We start from the raw sequence: 20,940 nt of genomic DNA, 5'->3' as shown, positions 1-20,940 counted from the left end.
CCCTGATGACCACCACCCTGCGGCCGACCGGGCCGCTCCAGCGCACTGCCGACGGCACCCTGTCACGCTCCTACGAGGTCCGCGTGAACAGCCGTCCCGTCGGAACGATCGACCTGGGCACGGATCCCGGCTTCGGCCCCACCGCCGGGATGCTCCACGCTCTGTGGATCGACGGACCCGACCGGCGGCGCGGCCGCGCCACGGTCGCCGCACTCGCCGCCGAGGAGGTACTGCGCGGCTGGGGCTGCACCCAGGTCCTGGCATCCGTGCCCGCCGGGTCCGGTCCGGCGCTGCGCATGCTGGAATCCCTCGGCTACACCGAACGCAGCCGCAACATGGACAAGGAACTGCCGCCCGAGCCCCCCGCGCTCCCGGGGGGCGTCCAGGGCCGGTCCATGAACGAGACGGAGTTCCAGGAGTGGCTGGCCGCCTCGTGCGACGGCTACGCACGGAGCTGGATCGACCGGGGGGTGCCCCCGGAGCAGGCCCGCGCCAAGTCCGAGGCGAGCCACCGGGCAGACCTCCCCGACGGGCTCGCCACCCCCGGGGTCTCGATGAACGTGCTCGTCCACGAAGGACGGGTGGTGGGCCATGTCTGGCTCGCGGGCCGCGAGGTACGCCCCGGCGAGCGGGGTGCGTACGTCTACGACGTGGCGGTCGCCGACGGCCGGCGCGGCAAGGGCTACGGCCGCGCGCTCATGCTGCTCGCCGAGCGGATCGCCCTGGAGTCCGGCCACACCCTGCTGGGCCTGCACGTCTTCGCGGACAACACTCCGGCCGTACGGCTGTACGAGTCGCTCGGCTTCGCGACGACCCACCACCACTTCTACAAGCGGCTGGTCTGAGGTCCGGGCCTACGCGCCGTCGTCCGCCAGCAGGCGGTCGGCGATCTCCTCGATGCGCTCCCGCAGCCCCTCCTGGCTCCGGCCGCCGTCGAGCCGTTCGCCGTCGATGACGTACGTGGGCGTGCCGGTCACCCCGATGGCTTTGCCCTCGGCCTGGTCGGCGTCGACGATCAGCAGGTGCCGCCCGTCGATCAGCGCGGTGTCGAACTCCTCGGCGTCCAGGCCGAGATCGCGCGCGATCCGCAGCAGGACGGGCTCGCCCCCGGCGGCGAGCTCCTCGGTACGGGCCAGCACGGCCTCCACGTACGGCCAGCCCTGCCCCTGGTCGACGGCCTCCTCGGCGGCCTGCGCGGCGGCGTACGCGTGCCGGTGCTTCTCCAGGGGGAAGTGCCGGAGCCGCAGCTCCAGCCGGTCCCCGTAGCGGGCGCGCAGGGCGCGCACGTCGTCCAGGGCGCTGTGGCAGTCGGAGCACTGGAGCTCGCACCAGAGGTCGAGGACGACGGGGCGGGTGGTGGTGGAGTCGTTCATGGGTCCAGTCTTCCAGCACGCCAGGTCCCGCCCGACCGGGACCTCGTCCGGGCGCACCCGGCCGACCGGGACCTGGGGAGGATGCCGTCCCGGAGATGTCCCCCAGATGTCCCGGGGCGGGGACGGGCCCGTGGCCCCGAGCCCGCCGGGAGGTGCACGATGGAGAAGAGAGGCGTTCGACCACGACGCCATGAGGTGCTGTGCCTGGAGGACCTGATGATTGCCGAGACCATTGGCGCGGCGCTGTCAGCGGCGGGCCTGGGCGTCGCCGCGATCACGGCGTACCGCAAGCGTTTCCTCGCCGCCGCGCGGATCACCGCCTACGCGCTGGTGCCGATCGCGCTGGTGATGACGGGCATCGTGAAGTGGGCCGCCCATACGGCGTTCTCCCCGGTGGCCTGGGCGGGCTTCGGGGTGCTCGCGATCGCCTGGCTGCTCTTCCTGACCACCCGCGCGCTGGAGCGGCGCGGCGGCCGGAGCCGCAAGGAGCGCAAGGCGGCCGAGAAGGCGGCCCGGCGGGGTGTCGTCGAGCCCGCGGCGTCCGTGCCCTCGCTCGGCCCGGGCACCGGGCAGGCCGCGCGGCCGAAGGCCGAGCCGGAGCCGGCGCGGTCCGGCGACGACTTCCGGGACATCGAGGCCATCCTGAAGAAGCACGGCATCTGAGGCGGGCACGGCCTCCAGGACGGGCGCGGCGCCCGGCTACGGCCCCGGCGCGCGAACCGCCCGGGCACCCTTGCAGGTCAGCGCGGCTCCAGCAGGGTTTCCGGGTCTTTTTCCACGGAATATGATGAACTCCCGCCCGGAAGGTGCCGATTGGTCATGGGCCGGGTTCGAGGTAGGCCATCATCGCCCCGAGATGCTCGATACCTCCCGGGGCGACCCCCCCGTACCCACCGATGAGCAGCGCGGTTGTCTTTTCGCGCTCTCCCAGCCGCCGTTGATGATCTTCCTGGCGGTGATCGGCTCGCTGCTGCTGATGGCGGCGGTGCACGACATGTTCCTGCTGTGAGGGTCAGCCGGCCGCTTCCTTGCGGCGGGCCCGGTACGCGGCCACATGCAGACGGTTGCCGCAGGTCCGGCTGGAGCAGTACCTGCGCGACCGGTTGCGCGACAGGTCGACGAACGCGCGCCCGCAGTCCGGGGCCTCGCAGCGCCGCAGCCGCTCCTGCTCGCCCGCCACGACCATGAAGGCCAGTGCCATGCCGCAGTCGGCGGCCAGATGATCGGCGACGGAGGCACCCGGCGCGAAGTAGTGGACATGCCAGTCGTAGCCGTCGTGGTCGGTCAGCTGCGGGGTCGTCCCGGCCGCCGCCACCAGGCGGTTGATCAGATTGGCTGCGGTGGGGGCGTCCGGCGCGGCGAACACCTGCGTGAACCGGGTCCGTACGTCCATGACGGCGCGCAGGTCCCGGCTGCTCAGCTCACCCACGCCGCTGATGCTGTGACCCCGCAGGAAGGCGTACAGCGCCCTGACATCCGCCAAGCCGTCGCCGGTGTCGGCGCCCGGATCGTATTCCGGCGCGGTGTTCACCAGATCGACGACGGTCTCGAGCGCATTCCGGGTGTCGTGGGGAATCAGCACCATCCGCTCCCTGGCCCGCCACGGGCCTGGTGCCCGCGTCATTCCGCTGACTTTAGACGGACCGGCTGTCGGGAGGCGGCGCCGGGCTGCCGGTCGGCCGGCGGCTGCCCGGCGGGCAGTGGCGGGGGAACGCACCGGCGCCGTCGCCGCGGTGGATTCCGCGGCTCCGGCGCCGGTGTGCTCCGTATGCGATTGTCCGCACGGCGCCGTCTCCCCGAGTCGGACGGCGCCGAGCAGCCCTTTGCCTGGCTCAGCTCTCGGCCAGGATGTGGGAGAGCTCCGTGTCGAGATCGAAGTGACGATGCTCGGTGCCGGGTGGCACCGCGGCGTCGGTCCGCTTGAGGAACGACTCCAGAGCCCGCGCCGGGGCTTCGAGCAGGGCTTCGCCCTCCGGGGAACTCAGAGCGATGCAGACGACGCCCTGACCGTGACTGCGGGACGGCCAGACTCGGACGTCGCCGGTGCCGGTGGGCCGGTGCAGCCCCTCGGCGAGAAGGTCGCGGGCGAAGACCCACTCGACCGTCTCCTCGGCTCCGGTGTGGAAGGTGGCGTGCACGGCGTAAGGATCGGCCGTGTCATACCGCAGGCCCGCGGGTACAGGCAGTGATGACTCGCTCGATACAACGAGGCGCAGGTGCAGCTCGCAGCTGACCGTGGTGTTCATAAGCGCCAGGGCCTTTCGCTCAGTGTGCGCTCGGGGATTCGCACGTCGGCGAAATCGACATGCCACCTACGGTGCCGTTGTAAACCCCTCTGCCCTTTTTGTGGGCCTTCAAGTAGCTCGTATGGCGGTGTCCGACTTCGGGCCATACGGCCATACCGGTGATGGGGCCGAATCCGGTACGTTGGTGCCCATGCATGCGGAGAGTGACCAGCGGGGGCGTGTCGTCGTGGCGGATGGCGCGACGACCATCACGGCGACCGGAGAGCCGGTGCCGGAACGGGCGCTGGGCTCACGCGCGCCCGAATTCATCAAGTCTTCCGGGCCCCTTCACCTGACCTGGAAGATCGGCGTCTTCCTCGTCGGTCTCGCGATCGTGGGGATAGGCATCGTCCTGATCCCGCTGCCGGGCCCCGGCTGGCTCGTGGTCTTCGGCGGAATGGCGGTCTGGGCGACCGAGTTCGTCTGGGCCCAGCTGGTTCTCCGCTGGACGAAGCGCAAGGTCAGCGAGGCGGCCCAGAAAGCCCTCGACCCCAGGGTCAGGCGGCGGAACGTCATCCTCGCCACCATCGGCCTGCTGATCCTCGCCGTACTGGCCGGTCTCTACGTCTGGAAGTTCGGACTGGCAATGCCCTGGAAGGTCACCCGATGACCCGGCGCACGTTCCGGTGAGCCTCCCGGCGCGCGTCGGGCGACGGCCCTGACATGGGGTAATGTTTGCGGTGCGCCCGGGCGATTAGCTCAGTGGGAGAGCGCTTCGTTCACACCGAAGAGGTCACTGGTTCGAACCCAGTATCGCCCACCCGGAATCGAGGCCCCGAAGACCGCACAGGTCTTCGGGGCCTCGGTCGTTTTCCCACCCCGGCCGTGCCCCCCGCCGGGGCCGGCGCGTTCCGCGCCGGGTCAGCGCATCCGGCCCAGGGTCCTGCGCAGCTTGCGGGCGTCCCGCAGGCGCTGTTCGTACGTCGCGCCCACCACCAGGAGCAGCAGCCCGGCGAGGGCAGGCGGCAGCCAGCGCGGCAGCGCGCCCACGGCCTGCACGACGTACGGGGCGAGCTCGTGCAGCCCGTCCAGGGCGAGGACCGCGCCGCCCAGCAGCAGGGGAGCGAGCAGCCTCAGCCGGGCGCCGACGAGCGTGACGGCCAGGGCGGCGAGCCCCAGCAGCAGCGGCCTCGTCCCGTGCGCGTCCCCCCACGCGGCCAGCAGGCTCGGCAGCAGCGTCGCGGCGAGACCGGGGCCGTACGCCGTCCACGAGGACGCGTCCGGGTCGCGCCGGCGCCGCAGCGCCCCCACGGCGAGCGCCAGGACCGTCACCGGCAGCGTGTACGCCTCCGGTCCGGCCGCGCCGGAAGCGGCGAGCCGGACCCAGGCCGCCAGTACGAAGAGCGTCGCGGCCAGGTACCCGGCGACCGGACGCCGCTCGGCGCGTACCGCCGTACCCGCCGCGATCACCCCGCTCAGACCCAGCACCAGCGCGAGCGCGGACGCCCGCCCCGAGGCCAGCATCACCGCGAGCGGAACGGCCCCGGCGGCCGTGATTTCCAGGGGCAGGGCAACCGGACGGCCGCGCAGGCGGGCGGCCGGCACCGCCACGGCGGCGGGCACGGCGAGGACGGCCAGGGCCGCACCCTCCGCCGGCAGCCCCGCCGCGACCGGCACGGCCACCGCCAGAGCGGTCGCGTATCCGGCGGCCACGCACGCGAGCACCGCCCCCACGACCCGCGCCGACGGGCGTACGGTCACCGCCGCGACCACGGCGGCTCCGGCGAACAGGACCGTCAGCACCGCGAGCACGGTCACCGTCGCGGGCCGGGTGCCGAGGGACAGCAGCGCCACCCCGACCGACCCCACGGCCGCGCAGAGCAGCGCGGTGACGGCCGGCGCCGGGCCCGCCGAGCCGCGATGAAACGCGGCAGGCGCCAGGACGGCCGCCGTCAGGGCCAGCAGCAGCGCCGTCGCGGCCGGACGGCCCAGACCGAGCGCGAGCGGCAGTGTCAGGACGGCGGACCAGGTGAGTGCCAGAGCGCCGCACAGCGCCGGGGCGCGCCACGGCTTCCCCGCCGCGACCGGCACGGCGGCCGGCCACCGGTACGCCGTCGCCAGGGCCGCGGCCGCCGTCAGCAGGACCAGCGGCGCGGTCGTCCGCTCCGTCCACGGCAGGCCCATGACGAGCGCCGTACGCGGGCCGCCCGGGTCGCCCGCCCAGATCGACGGGATCAGCCGTACCCCGCTCAGGAGGGCCATGGCGACCGAGGGCAGGGCCCAGAGGACGGCCCCGGCCGTCACCGCCGCCGCCGCGCCGGTCAGGCCCCCGGCGACCGGGCGCGGCAGCCGGGCCCTTCCCGCCGTAGCCGTAGCCGTAGCCGTAGCCGTAGCCGCAGCCGAAGTCGCAGGCGCAGCCGCAGCCGAAGTCGCCACGACCGCCGACAGCACGAGACCGCACAGCAGATACCCGGGAACGGCCCAGCCGTCCGGCAGTGCCGCGCCCAGCACACCGCCGGCCCCGGCCACCGCCGCCAGGCCGGCCACGACCGCGCACGCGAGCCCGGCCCCCGTACCGGCATCCCGCCAGGCCGCGAACAGACCGAGGGCCGTCGCCGCCAGGAGCAGCACCCCGGGGCCCGTCGCGGCGAGCGGCGTCCCGGCCGACACGGACAGGGTGACTCCGGTCAGCAGCGCCGCGCCCCCGCTCACCCCGGCGGCGACCACGACCACGATTCCCACGGCCCGCCGCGTGGCCGCCGTGACCGACCGGGCGGCCACCGCGGCCGGAGCGGCGGTCAGCAGCAGGGCCCAGGCCGTCGTCAGCGCCGACGCCCCCGCCGCGAACGACCAGAGCACCAGCGGGAATTGGGCGACCACCACGGCCGCCGGGAGCGGAAGGCGCAGCCGGGGGAGCGCGACACCGTACCCGGCCCAGAGCGCGCCGAGCACGGCGGTGGCGCCCGCCGTGTAGCCGAGCGGGCCCGTCCCGGGCGGCGCCACCCGATACCCGGCGTACGCGTCGAGCACCGTCAGCAGCAGCCCCAGTGCGGCCACCGCCTCCGCCGTGGAGGCGAGTCCCCGGCGCGCCAGCGCCGCCGGGGCGGTGAGCGCCAGAGCGGTCACGGCGGTCAGCACCACCGCGCGGCCGCCGATTCCCAGCCGGCCCCAGCTGACCAGGGTGAAAGCGGTGGCGGCGACCGCCAGCAGGATCCCGCCGATGGTCAGCAGCGCGTTCTGCGCACCCGAGGCGGACGTCTCCGGACGGGGAAGGACGGGCGGCGCCGGTGGCGCGGGCCGGGTGAGCAGACCCACCAGATAGGACCGGCGGCTCAGCAACTGGGCTCTGCGGGCGTCGAGTCGCAGCAGCTCCCCGTCGAGGATCGCCAGCTCGCGGGCGGGCTGCGGAACATTCTCCATGGGAGCGAGTGTGGTCCGGGGCGCCCGGCCTGCCATCGGCTCAGGTACTCAGGTACGCAGCCGCCCTGGTGCTCAGGAGTGAGTACCCGGTATCCGGTTTGGAGGGAACCCGCCGGGCCTGTAAGGTTCAATCCGTTCCCGGGCGATTAGCTCAGTGGGAGAGCGCTTCGTTCACACCGAAGAGGTCACTGGTTCGAACCCAGTATCGCCCACCGGGAAAGGCCGGTCCGTCATCGACGGACCGGCTTTCGCGCGTTCCGGACCGGTGAATCAGGCTGCGGCGGCGGGCAGTTCGGGCCGCAGCGGCCACGCCGTGTCCACCGACTCCGCCGTCCCCTGCCGGGAGAACCACGCCTGCAGCCCGCGTGCCTGTGCCGCGTGCCAGACGGCCTGCTGCCGGTGCAGCTCGCCGGCGGTCAGCCGCTCCATCCGCGACGCGAAACGGCGGCCGACCGCCCGGACGACCTCCAGTGCCGCCAGCGCGTCCACCGCCGCGTCATGCGCCCCGTCCAGCTCCACCTCGTAGTGCGCACAGAGATCGGTGAGCCTGCGGCGGCCCTTGCGGTACCGGTCCAGATGCTTGTCCAGGACCCGGGGATCCAGCACGGACAGGGGCACCCCCTCCAGGGCCGCGGCCAGCGACGACGCCCGGTGGCGGCGCAGTTCACGGTCCAGGATCGTCAGATCGAACGGTGCGTTCATCACCACGAGGGGCCGGCCGGACCCGCACTGCTCGCCCAGCGCCCTGGCCATCTCCTCCACCGCGGGCGCCGGCCAGCGGCCGTTGCGGTGCAGGAAGTCGTCGGTCAGACCGTGCACCTCGGTGGCCCCGGGGGGCACCGGCACGCCGGGGTCTATCAGCCAGCGCAGCACCCTCGGCCGCGCACCCGTCATGTCCTGGACGACCAGAGCGGCCGAGACGATGCGGTCCTCCTCGACGTCCACCCCCGTCGTCTCGGTGTCGAATGCGGCCAGCGGCCCTTCGTACCAACACGTCATTGCTGAACTCCTCGCGCATACGCGGCAGATGGCGTGCATCCCCTGCCCGAATCGGTGATACCCGGACAGGTCGTGAGGTACGCGCCGTTTAGGGAGGGCTTGACCTGGCGACAACACTCTTGACGGTACGAGAAGTTGACGGGCCGTCGCCCCCAACTGACCGGCACGGCCCGGAAGGCACCAGAGCCATGGCTCTCGCGCAGCCTGAACCGGGCGGGTTGCTGCCCGAGCGGATAGCACCGCTGCGCGGAGCGCTCGCCACCACCGCCTGCATGGAGACACTCCAGGTGGGCTACCTGCACGCCGTCGCCGCCGCGGCCGGCTGCTCACTGAGCCAGCCGTTCCCCGACAACGGCATCGACTGGCACGTCAGTCACGGCTCACCCAGCCACACCGTCGACGACGAAGTGACCATCAAGGTGCAGCTCAAATGCACCTACCAGCTGGGGCCTGTCCGGCATCCCGCAGGACCGGCCTTCTCCTTCACCCTCGACAACGCCCACCTGGTGAAGCTCGCCCGCACCCCCGTCTCGGTGCACAAGATCCTCGTCGTGATGCTGGTGCCCAGGACGCAGGACGAATGGCTGCGCGCCGACCACGACCGGCTCGACCTCAGACACTGCTGCTACTGGATCAATCTGGCCGGCCACCCGGTGACCGGCCGGCACAGGACCACCGTGCGGGTTCCCACCGCGCGGATCTTCGACGACCGGGCCCTCTGCGAGATCATGGCCCGGGTCGGGTCGGGAGGGAGACCGTGATGCACCGGCCGTCCGACGAACCCAGCGACGAGGAAACCCCGTCAGGGGTACGCCCCCACCCGGCCATCGACCTCCCCGGCCCCTGGGCCGGCGGCGTGGCCGGGTACCCAGGCCCCGACCCGGCCGCGGACTTCGACGGGAGCCGCGACCTCGATCCCTCGCGGACCGACCCCGCCGTCCTCGCCGCGCTCCTCGCCCGGCACGGCTGGCGGCGGCGCGGCGGATCCCCCGGGCGCTACGCCCGCTGGACCCCGCCGGGACCCGGCGCCGGCGGGACGAGCCTGCTCGTCCCCGAGAGCCGCGCCTTCCCCGACTGCGAGGACCTGCTCACCGAAGCCCTGACCGCGCTCGCCCGCAGCGCGGCCCCCTCCGCCCGCGAGGTCCTGGTCGGGCTCGCCGTGCCCAGCGACGAGATCCGCTGGTGGCGTGATGTGCCGCCCGGTCCCTCGGGCGCGGCGGCCTGGACCGTACAGGAACAGCTCAGGTCGGCCGCCCGGCAGCTCCTGCTCGCCGGGGCGCTCGCGGCGCGCGGCCGGGCCGGGTACTACGGGGCACGCCATCGCCGGCAGGCCCAGGCGTCCCTGGAGGGCGTCCTGGTCGGGTCCGCGCCCGGCGGACGCGAGCTGACCGCGTTCCTGCCGGTGGCGACCGGGCGGGCCGTCGCCGTACGGCTGCACGACGCGCTGTACGCCGCCCGCGAGGCCGCCGACTACCAGCGGGCCACCGGCGGGATGGAGGCGTTCGACGCGGCTGTGCGGGCCGGAGTGAGCCGGGAGCTCACCGAGGCGGTCGTGGCGCTCGTACGGGGCACGGAGGGTGCCCGGATCGGGCTGGCCTGGGCGCCGGGCGCCGGTGTGCCGCAGGGGTGCGCGGCCCGTCCCGAGCCGGTGGAATTCTCACCCGGCGACCTGCCCGCCCTGCGCGAGGCGGGCAGGCGCTACCTGCGGGTCGAGCCGTCCGTGCCGGTGCGCCTCACCGGCGCCGTGATCAGGATGCGCCGGACCGGACCGCACGGCGACGGGTCCGTACGGCTCCGGGTGCTCGCCGGGGCGGACGTGCCGCAGGTACGGGTCGCGCTCGACGAGGAGTCGTACCGCATCGCCGGGCACGCGCATCTGCTCGGCCTGCCGATCCGCGTGGTCGGCCGGCTGGAGAGCCGGGGCGGATTCCGGCGGCTCACCGACGCGACGAGCGTGGTCCCGGTCCAGGTCGACGAGGCGGAGCGGGACCGGCTGATGAAGTCGCTCCAGGAGAATCTGGACTTCTTCGAGGAGGCGTGCGGCGGGGGAGACTGACGTGCGGCGGGGGAGATCGACGGCGGTGCGGAGGGCGGCCGGAGAGGGCCTCCGCAAACCGTTTCGCGAGCGGGGTCCCGGGCTCGGTACGATTCAAGCGCGCAGTGACCGCTGTCGCGCCCCGTGAGTCAGGAGAGACCGGTGTCAGACGTCCGTGTGATCATCCAACGCGATTCCGAGCGGGAAGAGCGCGTGGTGACGACGGGCACTACGGCGGCCGAGCTCTTCCCCGGCGAGCGCACCATCGTCGCCGCGCGTGTGGGCGGCGAGCTGAAGGACCTCGCATACGTGATCGGCGAGGGCGAGGTCGTCGAGCCCGTCGAGATCTCCTCCCAGGACGGTCTCGACATCCTGCGCCACTCCACCGCGCATGTCATGGCCCAGGCCGTGCAGGAGCTGTTCCCCGAGGCGAAGCTGGGCATCGGCCCGCCGGTCAAGGACGGTTTCTACTACGACTTCGATGTCGAGACCCCCTTCACCCCCGATGACCTCAAGGCCGTCGAGAAGAAGATGCAGGAGATCCAGAAGCGCGGCCAGCGCTTCTCCCGGCGTGTGGTCACGGACGAGGCGGCCCGCGAGGAGCTGGCCGCCGAGCCGTACAAGCTGGAGCTCATCGGCATCAAGGGCGCCGCGTCGACCGACGACGGCGCGAATGTCGAGGTGGGCGGCGGAGAGCTGACCATCTACGACAACCTGGACGCCAAGACCGGCGAGCTGTGCTGGAAGGACCTCTGCCGGGGCCCCCACCTGCCCACCACCCGCGCCATCCCGGCGTTCAAGCTGATGCGCAACGCGGCCGCGTACTGGCGGGGCAGCGAGAAGAACCCGATGCTCCAGCGCATCTACGGCACCGCGTGGCCGTCGAAGGACGAGCTGAAGGCACACCTGGAGTTCCTCGCCGAGGCCGAGAAGCGCGACCACCGCAAGCTCGGCAACGAGCTGGACCTCTTCTCCTTCCCCGACGAGGTCGGCTCCGGCCTCGCGGTCTTCCACCCCAAGGGCGGCATCATCCGCCGGACCATGGAGGACTACTCGCGCCGCCGGCACGAGGAGGAGGGGTACGAATTCGTCTACACCCCGCACGCCACCAAGGGGAAGCTCTTCGAGAAGAGCGGGCACCTGGACTGGTACGCCGACGGCATGTACCCGCCCATGCAGCTCGACGAGGGCGTGGACTACTACCTCAAGCCCATGAACTGCCCGATGCACAACCTGATCTTCGACGCCCGGGGCCGGTCCTACCGTGAACTGCCCCTGCGGCTCTTCGAGTTCGGGACGGTGTACCGGTACGAGAAGTCCGGCGTCGTACACGGCCTGACCCGGGCGCGCGGCTTCACCCAGGACGACGCGCACATCTACTGCACGCGTGAGCAGATGGCGGACGAGCTCGACGCGACGCTGACCTTCGTGCTGAATCTGCTGCGCGACTACGGTCTGACCGACTTCTACCTGGAGCTGTCCACCAAGGACCCCGAGAAGTTCGTCGGCTCGGACGAGGCGTGGGAAGAGGCCACCGAGACGCTGCGCCAGGTCGCCGAGAAGCAGGGCCTTCCGCTGGTCCCGGACCCGGGCGGCGCGGCGTTCTACGGCCCGAAGATCTCAGTGCAGGCGAAGGACGCCATCGGCCGCACCTGGCAGATGTCGACCGTGCAGCTCGACTTCAACCTGCCGGAGCGTTTCGACCTGGAGTACACCGGTCCTGACGGCACCAAGCAGCGGCCCGTCATGATCCACCGTGCCCTGTTCGGTTCGATCGAGCGGTTCTTCGCGGTGCTGCTGGAGCACTACGCGGGAGCGTTCCCGGCGTGGCTGGCTCCGGTGCAGGCGGTGGGTATCCCGATCGGCGACGCGCACATCCCGTACCTCCAGGAGTTCGCGGCGAAGGCGCGGAAGCAGGGCCTGCGGGTGGAGGTGGACGCCTCCTCGGACCGTATGCAGAAGAAGATCCGCAACCAGCAGCGCGCCAAGGTCCCGTTCATGATCATCGTGGGTGACGACGACATGAACGCGGGCACCGTGTCGTTCCGTTACCGGGACGGTTCGCAGGAGAACGGCATTCCGGCCGACGAAGCCATCGCGAAGATCGCGAAGGTCGTCGAGGACCGCGTACAGGTCTGAGGCATCGTCCGAGGCCATCGTTCGAGCACATGGTCCGAGGACAGCGAGGAAGGGCCCCCGGGAAGCGTTCAGCCTCCTGGGGGCCTCTCCTTGTCCTCCCGGTCGAAGACCTGGATCAGCCAGGACGAGAACGAACCGGTCACGGCGCCCAGCAGCGCCACACCGCAGGCCATCAGGAACACCGCGTAGACCCTGCCGAGCGGGGTCACGGGCGTCACATCGCCGTAGCCGACGGTGGTGATCGCCGAGCAGGCCCACCACACCGAATCACCGAAGGTACGGATGGTGGCGCCCGGTGCGTCGCGCTCCTGCTGGTAGACGGCGAGCGCGGCCGCGAAGCTGAGCAGCAGGGCGGTGATGGCGGCGTACGCCATCACCCGCCCGTACAGACTGAGCCGGGGCTCGTCGCGCCGCCGCTGGACCGCGTCGTACGTGTTCACGATCCGCAGCGGCCGCAGCAGCGGCAGCACGAGGACGACCGTGTCCAGCAGGTGGGTCCGCAGGAAGCTGAGCGGACGCCGGCCGCTGAGCAGCAGCCGTACGGTGTAGTCCACCGCGAAGACCGCCCAGATCAGCAGCGCCAGCGCCAGCGCGAGGTCGCGCCAGAACGGATCGGGGCTCGTGTCCAGGACGCGTACCGCGTAGCAGGCGAGGAAGAGCGGCGAGGCCACGAGCAGGGGCAGCTCCATGCGCCGGTCCCAGCGGCGCGTCAGGTCGGGTCCGTTTCGGACGTGCATGGTCCCAGCATCGCCGGGAGCGAACGGGTCCTGGCCCGGCGACACGCTTCCCAGAGGCTGAGTCATATGCTGCACAGCATGACGAGTGAGCCGGAGCAGCAGATCGGAGTGGGGACCCAGGACGCGTTCCAGCGCCTGTGGACGCCCCATCGGATGGCCTACATCCAGGGCGAGAACAAGCCCAGCGGACCGGGCGCCGACGACGGCTGTCCTTTCTGCTCCCTTCCGTCGAAGTCCGACGCGGACGGGCTGATCATCGCCCGGGGTGAGCGGGTGTACGCGGTGCTGAACCTGTACCCGTACAACGGGGGGCACCTCATGGTGGTGCCGTACCGGCACGTCGCCGACTACACGGAGCTGGACGACGCGGAGACCGCCGAGCTGGGCCTGCTCACGAAGCACGCGATGACCGCGCTGCGGACCGCGTCCGGGGCGCACGGCTTCAACATCGGGATGAACCAGGGCGCGGCGGCGGGCGCCGGGATCGCCGCCCATCTGCACCAGCATGTCGTACCGCGCTGGGGCGGCGACACCAATTTCATGCCGGTCGTCGGGCACACCAAGGTGCTTCCCCAGCTGCTCGCGGACACCCGGCAGATGCTCGCCGACGTCTGGCCGGCGGCGGCCTGAGAGCTGTCGCCCGAGGCGGACCAGGGCAACGGGCGGGGGGCAAGGTCGCGAAGGTCCTGCCCCCGCCCCACCGGACCCGGGACCAGGTGGTCGGCCCCTGCCGCACGCCCGGCCGTGGACGCCGCCCGTTCCTCAGGCGTCGTACGCGTCGACCTTCTTCGGTGACGGGTCCTGGACCGCTCCTATCAGGGAGGACGAGCGGTTGCCGAAGCGCTCGGTGTCCACGCCGTGCTCCGCGAGGACCCGCATCGCGGCTTGGTGCGCCACCCGCAGGACCGGGGTGGCCGCGCGCATCGCGTCGTCGGCCATGAAGCGGTGGTGCCAGGGCTGGTCGGCCCAGGCGTGCCGCATCCCGAACGGCTCGGGGAGGGAGAGCTTGCCGCCGAGGTAGTCGAGGAGCGGCGGGTACCAGGTGAGCGGGGCGCGCACCGCGAGGCGGACAGCCTCACGCGGCTCGACCAGGGGCAGGTTCCGTGAGGTGGTCTCCCAGAAGCGGACCGCCTTGGCGCGGGTGACCTCCTTGCGCGAGGGCTTCGCGTAGAACAGGGAGTGCACCGGGCCGAGCGCGTAGCCGGAGACCTCGATGCGCAGTGTCTCGTGCAGGACGGTGACCGAGATCATCATCGTGAGCACCAGCTGGCTGTCCCAGAGAGTGAACTGGACGCCGAGGTAGTGGCGGTTACCGCTGCCGAACTGCTGGTGGTTGCAGATGCGCTGTATCTCGTGGCTCTTGACCTGGAAGGCGTCGACCTCCGTGCCCTCCGGCCGGGACACCGAGTCCGCACCTTCACCGACCGGCGACACGATCCAGTGCTTGACCGAGGGGGTGGGGAATCCGCCCGAGTTCAGGGGGCCGCGCTCCAGCAGCTTCATCTGGTCGTGGATGGCCCTTATCACGTCGTAGCTGCGGAACTGGTGGATCTCCTTGCCCGGGTCCTTGGGGACCAGCTCCTCGGCGAGCTGCCAGCTGCCCCAGCGGGTGCCCATGCCGAGTATCCCCTTGGGCCCGGCGTAGAAGACCACGTTGGAGCGCTGCTCGGCGGTGAGCTTCTCCAGTCCCAGGCGCAGTTCTTCCGCCGCCGCGTCACCGGGTTTTCCCGGGACCGCCTCGGGGATCTTGGCTCCGGTGCCGCCTCCGGAGAGGAGGCCGCCCCAGCGGGCGTGCAGATCCTCCGCGGCCGACTCGCAGATCCGCTTGGCCAGCCACCAGCCGATGACCGGGGCGACGATCATGCCGCGCAGATACCAGCCGAGGACGCCGTCGAACGGGAGCCGGACCAGGAAGATCACGGCGAGGACGGCGACGGCGAGCAGCAGCCCGGCGCCGATCGCCCCGGAACGCCGGTCCTTGGACCCGGCCAGGGTCCGGCGCAGCTGGAACACCCCGAGCCAGATGAGCAGGCCGGGCAGGAAGAGCACACCGGCGACCGCCGTCACCGCGGTGAGCTTCGTGTCGCGTTCCTTGCGGATGCGGGTCGCGGCGAGGCAGTGCTCGACCACCGCCCGCGGCTCCATGCCGAAGGACTGGATCAGCGCCTTCCGGCCGCCGCCCAGGGTCCGGAGCTGGACGGCGCGGGAGAACGCCTCGCCCAGGTTGGGTTCGAAGAGCGAGAACCTGCCCTTGGACACACCGGACTTGTGCCAGGCGTTGTCGGCCTTGAGGATGTCCTCGACCGGGCTGTCCCGGTACGCCGTCGAGGCGAGGGCGTGTGTCGCCGCGGTCTGTCCGGAGCCACCCTGGAGTGGGATCTGTGCCCCCGGGCTGAAGTCGAACCCGTCGTCCGCCACTGCCGCCCCCTCGCCGCAAGGATCCGCCACCGCGGCCAGGTCCCGATCCGCGTGCCCCGCACATGCGTTGGGCAGGGCACCTCAGCGTAACCGGGCAACGCCATCCGCGTCATGGTCATGGCGCTCTTTCGCCACGCCGGGTCAACAGGCCGCACGAGGACCGGGCGTGGGCCCGACCTCACCGGTCAGTACGCCTGACCGTGGCTCGTCTCCTGGCGCACTCTGCCCGCCAGCGCCGGGGGCATGGGCTCGTGGCGGAGGTACGAGCGGCTGAACCGGCCGGTGCCGTGGGAGACGGAGCGCAGGTCGGCCGCGTACCGTCCGATCTCCAGCTCCGGCACCTCGGCCTTGACGAACGTCCGTCCTGGACCGGCCTGTTCGGTGCCCACGACCCGGCCGCGCCGTCCGGAGAGGTCACTCATGACGGGCCCGACGTACTCGTCCGGAATCATGACCTCCACCTCGGCGACCGGTTCCAGCAGATGGATGGCCGTCCCACCGGCCGCCTCACGCAGCGCCAGAGCGCCCGCCGCCTGGAACGCGGCGTCGGAGGAGTCCACCGAGTGGGACTTCCCGTCGAGCAGCGTGATCCGGATGTCGACCAGCGGATGACCCGCCCCGACACCGCGCGCCGCCTGGCTCCGTACGCCCTTCTCGACGGAGGGGATGAAGTGGCGCGGCACCGCGCCGCCCACGACCCTGTCGACGAATTCGATGCCCGAGCCGGGCGGGAGCGGCTCCACCTCGATGTCGCAGATCGCGAACTGGCCGTGGCCGCCGGACTGTTTCACCTGCCGTCCGTGGCCCGCCGCCCGTTCGCCGAAGGTCTCCCGCAGCGCGACCCGGAACGGTACGGCGTCGACCTGGACGCCGTACCGGCTGCGCAGCCGGTCCAGGGCGACGTCCGTATGGGCCTCGCCCAGGCACCAGAGCACCACCTGATGGGTGTCCGGATTCTGCTCCAGGCGCATGGTCGGGTCCTCGGCCACCAGCCGGGCCAGCCCCTGGGACAGCTTGTCCTCGTCCGCCGTGCTGTGCGCCTCGACAGCGAGCGGCAACAGCGGGTCGGGCATGTTCCAGGGCGCGATGAGGAGCGGATCGTCCGGGGCGGACAGGGTGTCCCCGGTCTCGGCACGGGACAGCCTGCCGACGCAGGCGAGATCCCCGGCGACGCACTGGGCCAGGACCCGCTGCTGCTTGCCGAAGGGGGAGGAGAGCGAGCCGACCCGCTCGTCGGCGTCATGGTCCTCATGGCCCCGCTCGGTGAGCCCGTGACCCGAGACATGGACGGTCGCGTCCGGCCGCAGGGTGCCGGAGAAGACCCGTACGAGAGAGATCCTGCCGACATACGGGTCGGCGGCGGTCTTGACGACCTCGGCGACGAGCGGGCCCTGCGGATCGCAGTGGACGCCCGGGCGGGGGGTGCCGTCCAGGGTGGTGACGGCGGGCGCCGGGCGCTCCGGCGGGGTCGGGAAACCGCCGGTGATCAGGTCCAGCAGCTCGACGGTACCCAGGCCGTGCGCGGCGCCGGCCGGTGCGGGCGCCGCCGCGAGCACCGGGTGGAAGTTGCCGCGCGCCACCGCCTTCTCCAGGTCGACGACGAGCGTCTTGAGGTCGATCGTGTCGCCGCCGAGGTAGCGGTCCATGAGCGTCTCGTCCTCGCTCTGCGCGATGATCCCTTCGATCAGCCGGCCACGGGCCTCGTCGATCAGCGGCAGCCGGCCCGGGCCGGGCGGAGTCCCGCGCCGCTCCCCGGAGGAGTAGTCGAAGATCTTCCGGGAGAGCAGCCCGGCGAGACCGGTGACCGGCGCGTGTCCGTCCGGGCCCTCGGCGCCGCGCACCGGGAGATACAGCGGGAGTACGGCGTCGGGGTCGTCCCCGCCGAAGATCCGCGCGCAGATCCGGGTCATCTCGTCGAATCCGGTGCGCGCCGTGTCCAGATGCGTGATGACGATCGCGCGCGGCATGCCGACCGCCGCGCACTCCTCCCAGACGGTGCGCGTCGCGCCGTCGACGGCCTCCGCCTCCTGGGCGGCCGAGACGACGAAGAGGGCCGCGTCCGCCGCGCGCAGACCGGCCCTCAGTTCCCCGACGAAATCGGCGTAGCCGGGGGTGTCCAGAAGATTGATCTTGTACCCGTCCCATTCCAGGGGGACGAGGGAGAGCTGTACGGAACGTTGCCGGCGGTGCTCGATCTCGTCGTAGTCGGAGACCGTCGCGCCGTCCTCGACCCGGCCCGCCCGGTTGACGGCGCCCGCGGTCAGCGCGAGGGCCTCGACGAGGGTGGTCTTTCCGGAGCCGCTGTGGCCGACCAGTACCACGTTCCGCAGGGACGCGGGCCGGTCGGCCGTCGCCGCTCTTCCGGCGGCCCCGGGGTGTGTACGCGCCTTGTCGCCCATGATTCATGCCTCCCGGTCGATCGGACGTGGGGAGAGGATTCGGACGTGGGCCCGGGGAGTCGCGGGGGCAGCTCCGGCGATGCCCACGGTCGTTCTTCGAGCTTCGCACTCAGGTCAGGGCGCGTCCATACGTCGTACGCGGCGCCCCGGTCCGGGTGCGGGGACCGGCGGCCCGGAGGTCCTGGCTACGATGGGCCCGCCGGCTGCCGTTGGGGCCGCCCGGCCCAACGAACCTCGGGAAGGCCATGCTGAACAAGTACGCGCGTGCATTCTTCACGCGTGTCCTCACACCGTTCGCCGCGTTTCTGCTCCGTCGCGGAGTCAGTCCGGATGCGGTCACGCTCATCGGTACGGCCGGGGTGATGGCGGGTGCGCTGGTCTTCTTCCCCCGCGGTGAGTTCTTCTGGGGCACCATCGTCATCACCCTCTTCGTCTTCTCGGACCTCGTCGACGGCAACATGGCGCGACAGGCCGGGATCTCCAGCCGCTGGGGCGCTTTCCTGGACTCGACGCTCGACCGGGTCGCGGACGGCGCGATCTTCGGCGGCTTCGCGCTCTGGTACGCGGGCAAGGGCGACAACAACGTGCTCTGCGCCGTCGCCATCTTCTGCCTGGCCAGCGGCCAGGTGGTCTCGTACACGAAGGCCCGGGGCGAGTCCATCGGGCTGCCCGTGGCCGTCAACGGACTGATCGAGCGGGCCGAGCGGCTGGTCATCTCGCTCGTCGCGGCCGGTCTCGCCGGGCTGCACGCCTTCGGGGTGCCGTGGATCGACGTCCTCCTGCCGATCGCCCTGTGGATCGTGGCGGTCGGTTCCGCCGTGACGCTCGGGCAGCGCGTCGTCACCGTACGGCGCGAGTCGGCGGAGGCCGACGCCGCCGCGGCCGGCGCGGCACCCGGCACCGGGGCCGGCGGGCAGGGCGACGGGGCCCCTTCATGAGCGGGGCGGGCGAGCGGGTGACCGACACGCTGTACGGACTCGGCTGGTCCACCGTCAAGATGCTCCCCGAGCCGGCGGCCGCCGCTCTCGGCCGGACCATCGCGGACACCGTGTGGAAGCGGCGCGGCAAGAGTGTGCTGCGCCTGGAGTCCAATCTGTCGCGCGTCGTGCCGGACGCCGGGCCCGAGCGGCTCGCCGAGCTGTCCCGGGCCGGGATGCGCTCGTACATGCGCTACTGGATGGAGTCGTTCCGGCTGCCCACCTGGAGCGAGGAGCGCGTCCGCGCCGGATTCCAGGTCACGGACGTCCACCATCTCCAGGAGGGCCTCGCCTCCGGCCGGGGCGTGATACTCGCGCTGCCGCACCTGGCCAACTGGGACCTGGCGGGAGTCTGGGTCACCCGGGCGCTGGGCGTGCCGTTCACCACGGTCGCCGAGCGGCTCAAGCCCGAGACGCTGTACGACAGATTCGTGGCGTACCGCGAGAGCCTGGGCATGGAGGTGCTGCCGCACACCGGCGGCTCCGCCTTCGGCACACTCGCGCGGCGGCTGCGCGACGGCGGCCTGGTCTGCCTGGTGGCCGACCGCGACCTGTCCGCCGCCGGAGTCGAGGTCGACTTCTTCGGGGACACGGCGCGGATGCCGGCCGGCCCGGCGCTGCTGGCCCAGCAGACCGGGGCGCTGCTGCTCCCGGTGACCCTCTGGTACGACGACGCTCCGGTGATGCGGGGCCGGGTCCATCCGCCGGTCGACGTACCGGAGACAGGTACGCGCGCCGAGAAGACGGCCGTCATGGCACAGGCGGTGGCCGATGTCTTCGCCACCGGAATCGCCGAGCACCCGGAGGACTGGCACATGCTGCAGCGACTGTGGCTCACGGATCTCGCATCCCGGCCGGCGAGCCCGGGCGGGAGCCCTCAGTGAAGATCGGCATCGTCTGCCCGTACTCGTGGGACGTGCCCGGTGGCGTCCAGTTCCACATCAGGGATCTGGCGGAGCACCTGATCCGGCTGGGGCACGAGGTGTCGGTCCTGGCGCCCGCGGACGACGAGACCCCGCTGCCGCCGTACGTCGTATCGGCCGGCCGTGCCGTACCCGTTCCGTACAACGGGTCGGTCGCCCGGCTGAACTTCGGTTTCCTGTCGGCGGCTCGGGTGCGGCGGTGGGTGCACGACGGCACGTTCGACGTGATCCACATCCATGAGCCGACGTCGCCGTCGCTGGGACTGCTGACCTGCTGGGTCGCGCAGGGCCCCATGGTCGCGACGTTCCACACGTCGAATCCCCGCTCGCGGGCCATGATCGCCGCGTACGCCATCCTGCAGGCCGCGCTGGAGAAGATCAGCGCCCGGATCGCGGTCAGCGAGTACGCGCGGCGGACGCTGGTGGAGCACCTCGGAGGCGACGCGGTCGTCATCCCCAACGGCGTCGACGTCGACTTCTTCGCCAAGGCCGAGGCGAACCCCGCGTGGCAGGGCGGCACGATCGGCTTCATAGGGCGCATCGACGAACCGCGCAAGGGACTGCCGGTGCTGATGCGGGCCCTGCCGAAGATCCTGGCGGCCTACCCCGAGACCCGGCTGCTGGTGGCCGGGCGCGGGGACGAGGAGGAGGCGGTCGCGTCACTCCCCCGGGAGATGCGGTCCCGGGTCGAGTTCCTCGGGATGATCAGCGACGACGACAAGGCGCGGTTGCTGCGCAGCGTCGACCTGTACGTCGCGCCCAACACCGGCGGCGAGAGCTTCGGCATCATCCTCGTCGAAGCCATGTCGGCGGGGGCGCCGGTGCTGGCCAGTGACCTCGACGCGTTCGCGCAGGTCCTCGACCAGGGGGCGGCGGGCGCCCTGTTCGCGAACGAGGACGCGGACGCGCTGGCGGGGGCGGCGGTGCGGCTGCTGGGAGACCCGGAAAGGCGTGCCGAGCTGCGTGAGCGGGGAAGCGCGCACGTGCGGCGCTTCGACTGGTCCACGGTCGGGGCGGACATCCTGGCGGTCTACGAGACGGTCACCGACGGTGCGGCCTCGGTGGCGACGGACGAACGGCCGGGGCGCCGGGCGAGATTCGGACTGGCGAGGGACTGAGCTCACCCCGGCCGCCCGGCGGCGGGCGGCCCACGCGGCCCTGGGAGCGCCCGGAGCGCTCTGCCACGGCGGTTTTGGGCAGGGCGGCGAGGCCCGGCGCCCACGGGCGCACGGGCCGGCGGCCCCGCCTTCCCGCCCCCGGTCCCGGAAGAGGCCCCGGCACGCCCCGGTAGCCTT

At 72.2% G+C, this 20,940-nt stretch carries 19 protein-coding genes and 2 tRNA genes; 13 read left to right on the top strand and 8 right to left on the bottom strand.

Annotated elements, in window-relative coordinates:
* Positions 1 to 5: 5 nt before the first annotated feature.
* Positions 6 to 845, top strand: a complete 840-nt coding sequence (locus tag ACIBAE_RS10880; protein WP_399283909.1) for a GNAT family N-acetyltransferase — start codon at positions 6 to 8, stop codon at positions 843 to 845.
* Between the two features lie 9 nt (positions 846 to 854).
* Here ACIBAE_RS10880 and ACIBAE_RS10875 read toward each other — a convergent pair whose 3' ends face one another.
* The gene (locus ACIBAE_RS10875) at positions 855 to 1,373 is read right to left on the bottom strand and encodes a DsbA family protein (RefSeq protein ID WP_399283907.1); all 519 of its coding nucleotides are present in this window, start codon (positions 1,371 to 1,373) and stop codon (positions 855 to 857) included.
* A 216-nt stretch (positions 1,374 to 1,589) separates the two neighbouring features.
* On the opposite strand from ACIBAE_RS10875, the gene ACIBAE_RS10870 reads away from it, so the two are divergent.
* Together ACIBAE_RS10870 and ACIBAE_RS10865 are read left to right on the top strand one after the other, a co-directional pair.
* Entirely contained in the window at positions 1,590 to 2,036 is a 447-nt protein-coding gene (locus ACIBAE_RS10870; protein ID WP_399284262.1) for a hypothetical protein, read from the top strand.
* Between the two features lie 193 nt (positions 2,037 to 2,229).
* Positions 2,230 to 2,382, top strand: coding sequence for a hypothetical protein (locus ACIBAE_RS10865; RefSeq protein ID WP_399283905.1), 153 nt, complete (start codon positions 2,230 to 2,232; stop codon positions 2,380 to 2,382).
* A gap of 3 nt (positions 2,383 to 2,385) precedes the next feature.
* Here the strand turns inward: ACIBAE_RS10865 and ACIBAE_RS10860 are convergent, their stop codons facing one another.
* On the bottom strand, positions 2,386 to 2,955 hold the full coding sequence (locus ACIBAE_RS10860) for a CGNR zinc finger domain-containing protein (protein ID WP_399284261.1): 570 nt from the start codon (positions 2,953 to 2,955) through the stop codon (positions 2,386 to 2,388).
* A gap of 250 nt (positions 2,956 to 3,205) precedes the next feature.
* A complete protein-coding gene (locus tag ACIBAE_RS10855) occupies positions 3,206 to 3,619 on the bottom strand; it encodes an SsgA family sporulation/cell division regulator (RefSeq protein WP_003959770.1) in 414 nt (137 codons plus the stop codon).
* Between the two features lie 190 nt (positions 3,620 to 3,809).
* On the opposite strand from ACIBAE_RS10855, the gene ACIBAE_RS10850 reads away from it, so the two are divergent.
* Positions 3,810 to 4,268 carry a TIGR02611 family protein gene (locus tag ACIBAE_RS10850; protein ID WP_399283904.1) on the top strand — a complete coding sequence of 153 codons (459 nt, stop codon included), beginning with the start codon at positions 3,810 to 3,812 and terminating at the stop codon, positions 4,266 to 4,268.
* 78 nt (positions 4,269 to 4,346) lie between these two features.
* A tRNA-Val gene (locus tag ACIBAE_RS10845) sits at positions 4,347 to 4,418 on the top strand.
* Positions 4,419 to 4,519: 101 nt separating this feature from the next.
* Here ACIBAE_RS10845 and ACIBAE_RS10840 read toward each other — a convergent pair.
* Positions 4,520 to 7,018 carry an SCO7613 C-terminal domain-containing membrane protein gene (locus tag ACIBAE_RS10840; RefSeq protein WP_399283902.1) on the bottom strand — a complete coding sequence of 833 codons (2,499 nt, stop codon included), beginning with the start codon at positions 7,016 to 7,018 and terminating at the stop codon, positions 4,520 to 4,522.
* 140 nt (positions 7,019 to 7,158) lie between these two features.
* Between ACIBAE_RS10840 and ACIBAE_RS10835 the strand changes: the two genes are divergently transcribed.
* Positions 7,159 to 7,230 (top strand) — tRNA-Val (locus tag ACIBAE_RS10835).
* A 58-nt stretch (positions 7,231 to 7,288) separates the two neighbouring features.
* Here ACIBAE_RS10835 and ACIBAE_RS10830 read toward each other — a convergent pair.
* Positions 7,289 to 8,017: a 3'-5' exonuclease gene (locus ACIBAE_RS10830; RefSeq protein ID WP_399283900.1), complete on the bottom strand. Its 729-nt coding sequence runs from the start codon at positions 8,015 to 8,017 to the stop codon at positions 7,289 to 7,291.
* A gap of 188 nt (positions 8,018 to 8,205) precedes the next feature.
* On the opposite strand from ACIBAE_RS10830, the gene ACIBAE_RS10825 reads away from it, so the two are divergent.
* The 3 genes from ACIBAE_RS10825 (at position 8,206) to thrS (ending at position 12,191) form a co-directional block, all read left to right on the top strand.
* Positions 8,206 to 8,778, top strand: coding sequence for a DUF4365 domain-containing protein (locus ACIBAE_RS10825; RefSeq protein WP_399283898.1), 573 nt, complete (start codon positions 8,206 to 8,208; stop codon positions 8,776 to 8,778).
* Complete coding sequence (locus tag ACIBAE_RS10820; RefSeq protein ID WP_399283896.1) at positions 8,778 to 10,073, top strand: hypothetical protein; 1,296 nt, start codon at positions 8,778 to 8,780, stop codon at positions 10,071 to 10,073. Before ACIBAE_RS10825 ends, ACIBAE_RS10820 begins: the two co-directional genes overlap by 1 nt.
* A 141-nt stretch (positions 10,074 to 10,214) precedes the next feature.
* Positions 10,215 to 12,191 carry a threonine--tRNA ligase gene (gene thrS / locus ACIBAE_RS10815; RefSeq protein ID WP_399283894.1) on the top strand — a complete coding sequence of 659 codons (1,977 nt, stop codon included), beginning with the start codon at positions 10,215 to 10,217 and terminating at the stop codon, positions 12,189 to 12,191.
* A 68-nt stretch (positions 12,192 to 12,259) separates the two neighbouring features.
* On the opposite strand, the gene ACIBAE_RS10810 is transcribed toward thrS, so the two are convergent.
* Entirely contained in the window at positions 12,260 to 12,928 is a 669-nt protein-coding gene (locus tag ACIBAE_RS10810; protein WP_399283892.1) for a potassium channel family protein, read from the bottom strand.
* Positions 12,929 to 12,994: 66 nt separating this feature from the next.
* Here ACIBAE_RS10810 and ACIBAE_RS10805 point away from each other — a divergent pair, with 66 nt between their 5' ends.
* Positions 12,995 to 13,558 (top strand): HIT family protein, encoded by a 564-nt coding sequence (locus ACIBAE_RS10805; RefSeq protein ID WP_399283890.1) that lies wholly within the window; start codon positions 12,995 to 12,997, stop codon positions 13,556 to 13,558.
* A 132-nt stretch (positions 13,559 to 13,690) separates the two neighbouring features.
* On the opposite strand, the gene ACIBAE_RS10800 is transcribed toward ACIBAE_RS10805, so the two are convergent.
* Positions 13,691 to 15,346, bottom strand: coding sequence for a hypothetical protein (locus ACIBAE_RS10800; RefSeq protein ID WP_399283889.1), 1,656 nt, complete (start codon positions 15,344 to 15,346; stop codon positions 13,691 to 13,693).
* A gap of 185 nt (positions 15,347 to 15,531) precedes the next feature.
* Positions 15,532 to 17,745, bottom strand: a complete 2,214-nt coding sequence (locus tag ACIBAE_RS10795) for an elongation factor G-like protein EF-G2 (RefSeq protein ID WP_399283887.1) — start codon at positions 17,743 to 17,745, stop codon at positions 15,532 to 15,534.
* 245 nt (positions 17,746 to 17,990) lie between these two features.
* On the opposite strand from ACIBAE_RS10795, the gene pgsA reads away from it, so the two are divergent.
* Genes pgsA through ACIBAE_RS10780 form a run of 3 tightly spaced genes read left to right on the top strand, consistent with a single transcriptional unit; the run spans position 17,991 to position 20,763 of the window.
* Positions 17,991 to 18,683 (top strand): phosphatidylinositol phosphate synthase, encoded by a 693-nt coding sequence (gene pgsA, locus ACIBAE_RS10790; RefSeq protein ID WP_399283885.1) that lies wholly within the window; start codon positions 17,991 to 17,993, stop codon positions 18,681 to 18,683.
* A complete protein-coding gene (locus ACIBAE_RS10785; protein ID WP_399283884.1) occupies positions 18,680 to 19,606 on the top strand; it encodes a phosphatidylinositol mannoside acyltransferase in 927 nt (308 codons plus the stop codon). The genes pgsA and ACIBAE_RS10785 overlap by 4 nt, the downstream gene beginning before the upstream one ends.
* The gene (locus ACIBAE_RS10780) at positions 19,603 to 20,763 is read left to right on the top strand and encodes a glycosyltransferase family 4 protein (RefSeq protein ID WP_399283881.1); all 1,161 of its coding nucleotides are present in this window, start codon (positions 19,603 to 19,605) and stop codon (positions 20,761 to 20,763) included. Before ACIBAE_RS10785 ends, ACIBAE_RS10780 begins: the two co-directional genes overlap by 4 nt.
* Positions 20,764 to 20,940 lie beyond the last annotated feature (177 nt).

The sequence above is a fragment of the Streptomyces sp. NPDC051569 genome, assembly GCF_044454085.1.
In the GTDB taxonomy this organism is placed as follows: Bacteria; Actinomycetota; Actinomycetes; order Streptomycetales; family Streptomycetaceae; genus Streptomyces.
The sequence above is the reverse complement of the archived record's forward strand: the minus strand, read 5'-3'. Positions and strand labels throughout refer to the sequence as shown.

What these genes read in the sequence shown, in the direction of transcription:
- ACIBAE_RS10840 (WP_399283902.1), bottom strand. Translation starts at nt 7,018, where the DNA reads ATGGAGAATGTTCCGCAGCCCGCCCGCGAGCTGGCGATCCTCGACGGG.
- ACIBAE_RS10795 (WP_399283887.1), bottom strand. Translation starts at nt 17,745, where the DNA reads ATGGGCGACAAGGCGCGTACACACCCCGGGGCCGCCGGAAGAGCGGCG.
- ACIBAE_RS10875 (WP_399283907.1), bottom strand. Translation starts at nt 1,373, where the DNA reads ATGAACGACTCCACCACCACCCGCCCCGTCGTCCTCGACCTCTGGTGC.
- ACIBAE_RS10805 (WP_399283890.1), top strand. Translation starts at nt 12,995, where the DNA reads ATGCTGCACAGCATGACGAGTGAGCCGGAGCAGCAGATCGGAGTGGGG.
- ACIBAE_RS10855 (WP_003959770.1), bottom strand. Translation starts at nt 3,619, where the DNA reads ATGAACACCACGGTCAGCTGCGAGCTGCACCTGCGCCTCGTTGTATCG.
- ACIBAE_RS10865 (WP_399283905.1), top strand. Translation starts at nt 2,230, where the DNA reads ATGCTCGATACCTCCCGGGGCGACCCCCCCGTACCCACCGATGAGCAG.
- ACIBAE_RS10820 (WP_399283896.1), top strand. Translation starts at nt 8,778, where the DNA reads ATGCACCGGCCGTCCGACGAACCCAGCGACGAGGAAACCCCGTCAGGG.
- ACIBAE_RS10830 (WP_399283900.1), bottom strand. Translation starts at nt 8,017, where the DNA reads ATGACGTGTTGGTACGAAGGGCCGCTGGCCGCATTCGACACCGAGACG.
- ACIBAE_RS10850 (WP_399283904.1), top strand. Translation starts at nt 3,810, where the DNA reads ATGCATGCGGAGAGTGACCAGCGGGGGCGTGTCGTCGTGGCGGATGGC.
- ACIBAE_RS10785 (WP_399283884.1), top strand. Translation starts at nt 18,680, where the DNA reads ATGAGCGGGGCGGGCGAGCGGGTGACCGACACGCTGTACGGACTCGGC.
- ACIBAE_RS10825 (WP_399283898.1), top strand. Translation starts at nt 8,206, where the DNA reads ATGGCTCTCGCGCAGCCTGAACCGGGCGGGTTGCTGCCCGAGCGGATA.
- ACIBAE_RS10870 (WP_399284262.1), top strand. Translation starts at nt 1,590, where the DNA reads ATGATTGCCGAGACCATTGGCGCGGCGCTGTCAGCGGCGGGCCTGGGC.
- pgsA (WP_399283885.1), top strand. Translation starts at nt 17,991, where the DNA reads ATGCTGAACAAGTACGCGCGTGCATTCTTCACGCGTGTCCTCACACCG.
- ACIBAE_RS10880 (WP_399283909.1), top strand. Translation starts at nt 6, where the DNA reads ATGACCACCACCCTGCGGCCGACCGGGCCGCTCCAGCGCACTGCCGAC.
- ACIBAE_RS10810 (WP_399283892.1), bottom strand. Translation starts at nt 12,928, where the DNA reads ATGCACGTCCGAAACGGACCCGACCTGACGCGCCGCTGGGACCGGCGC.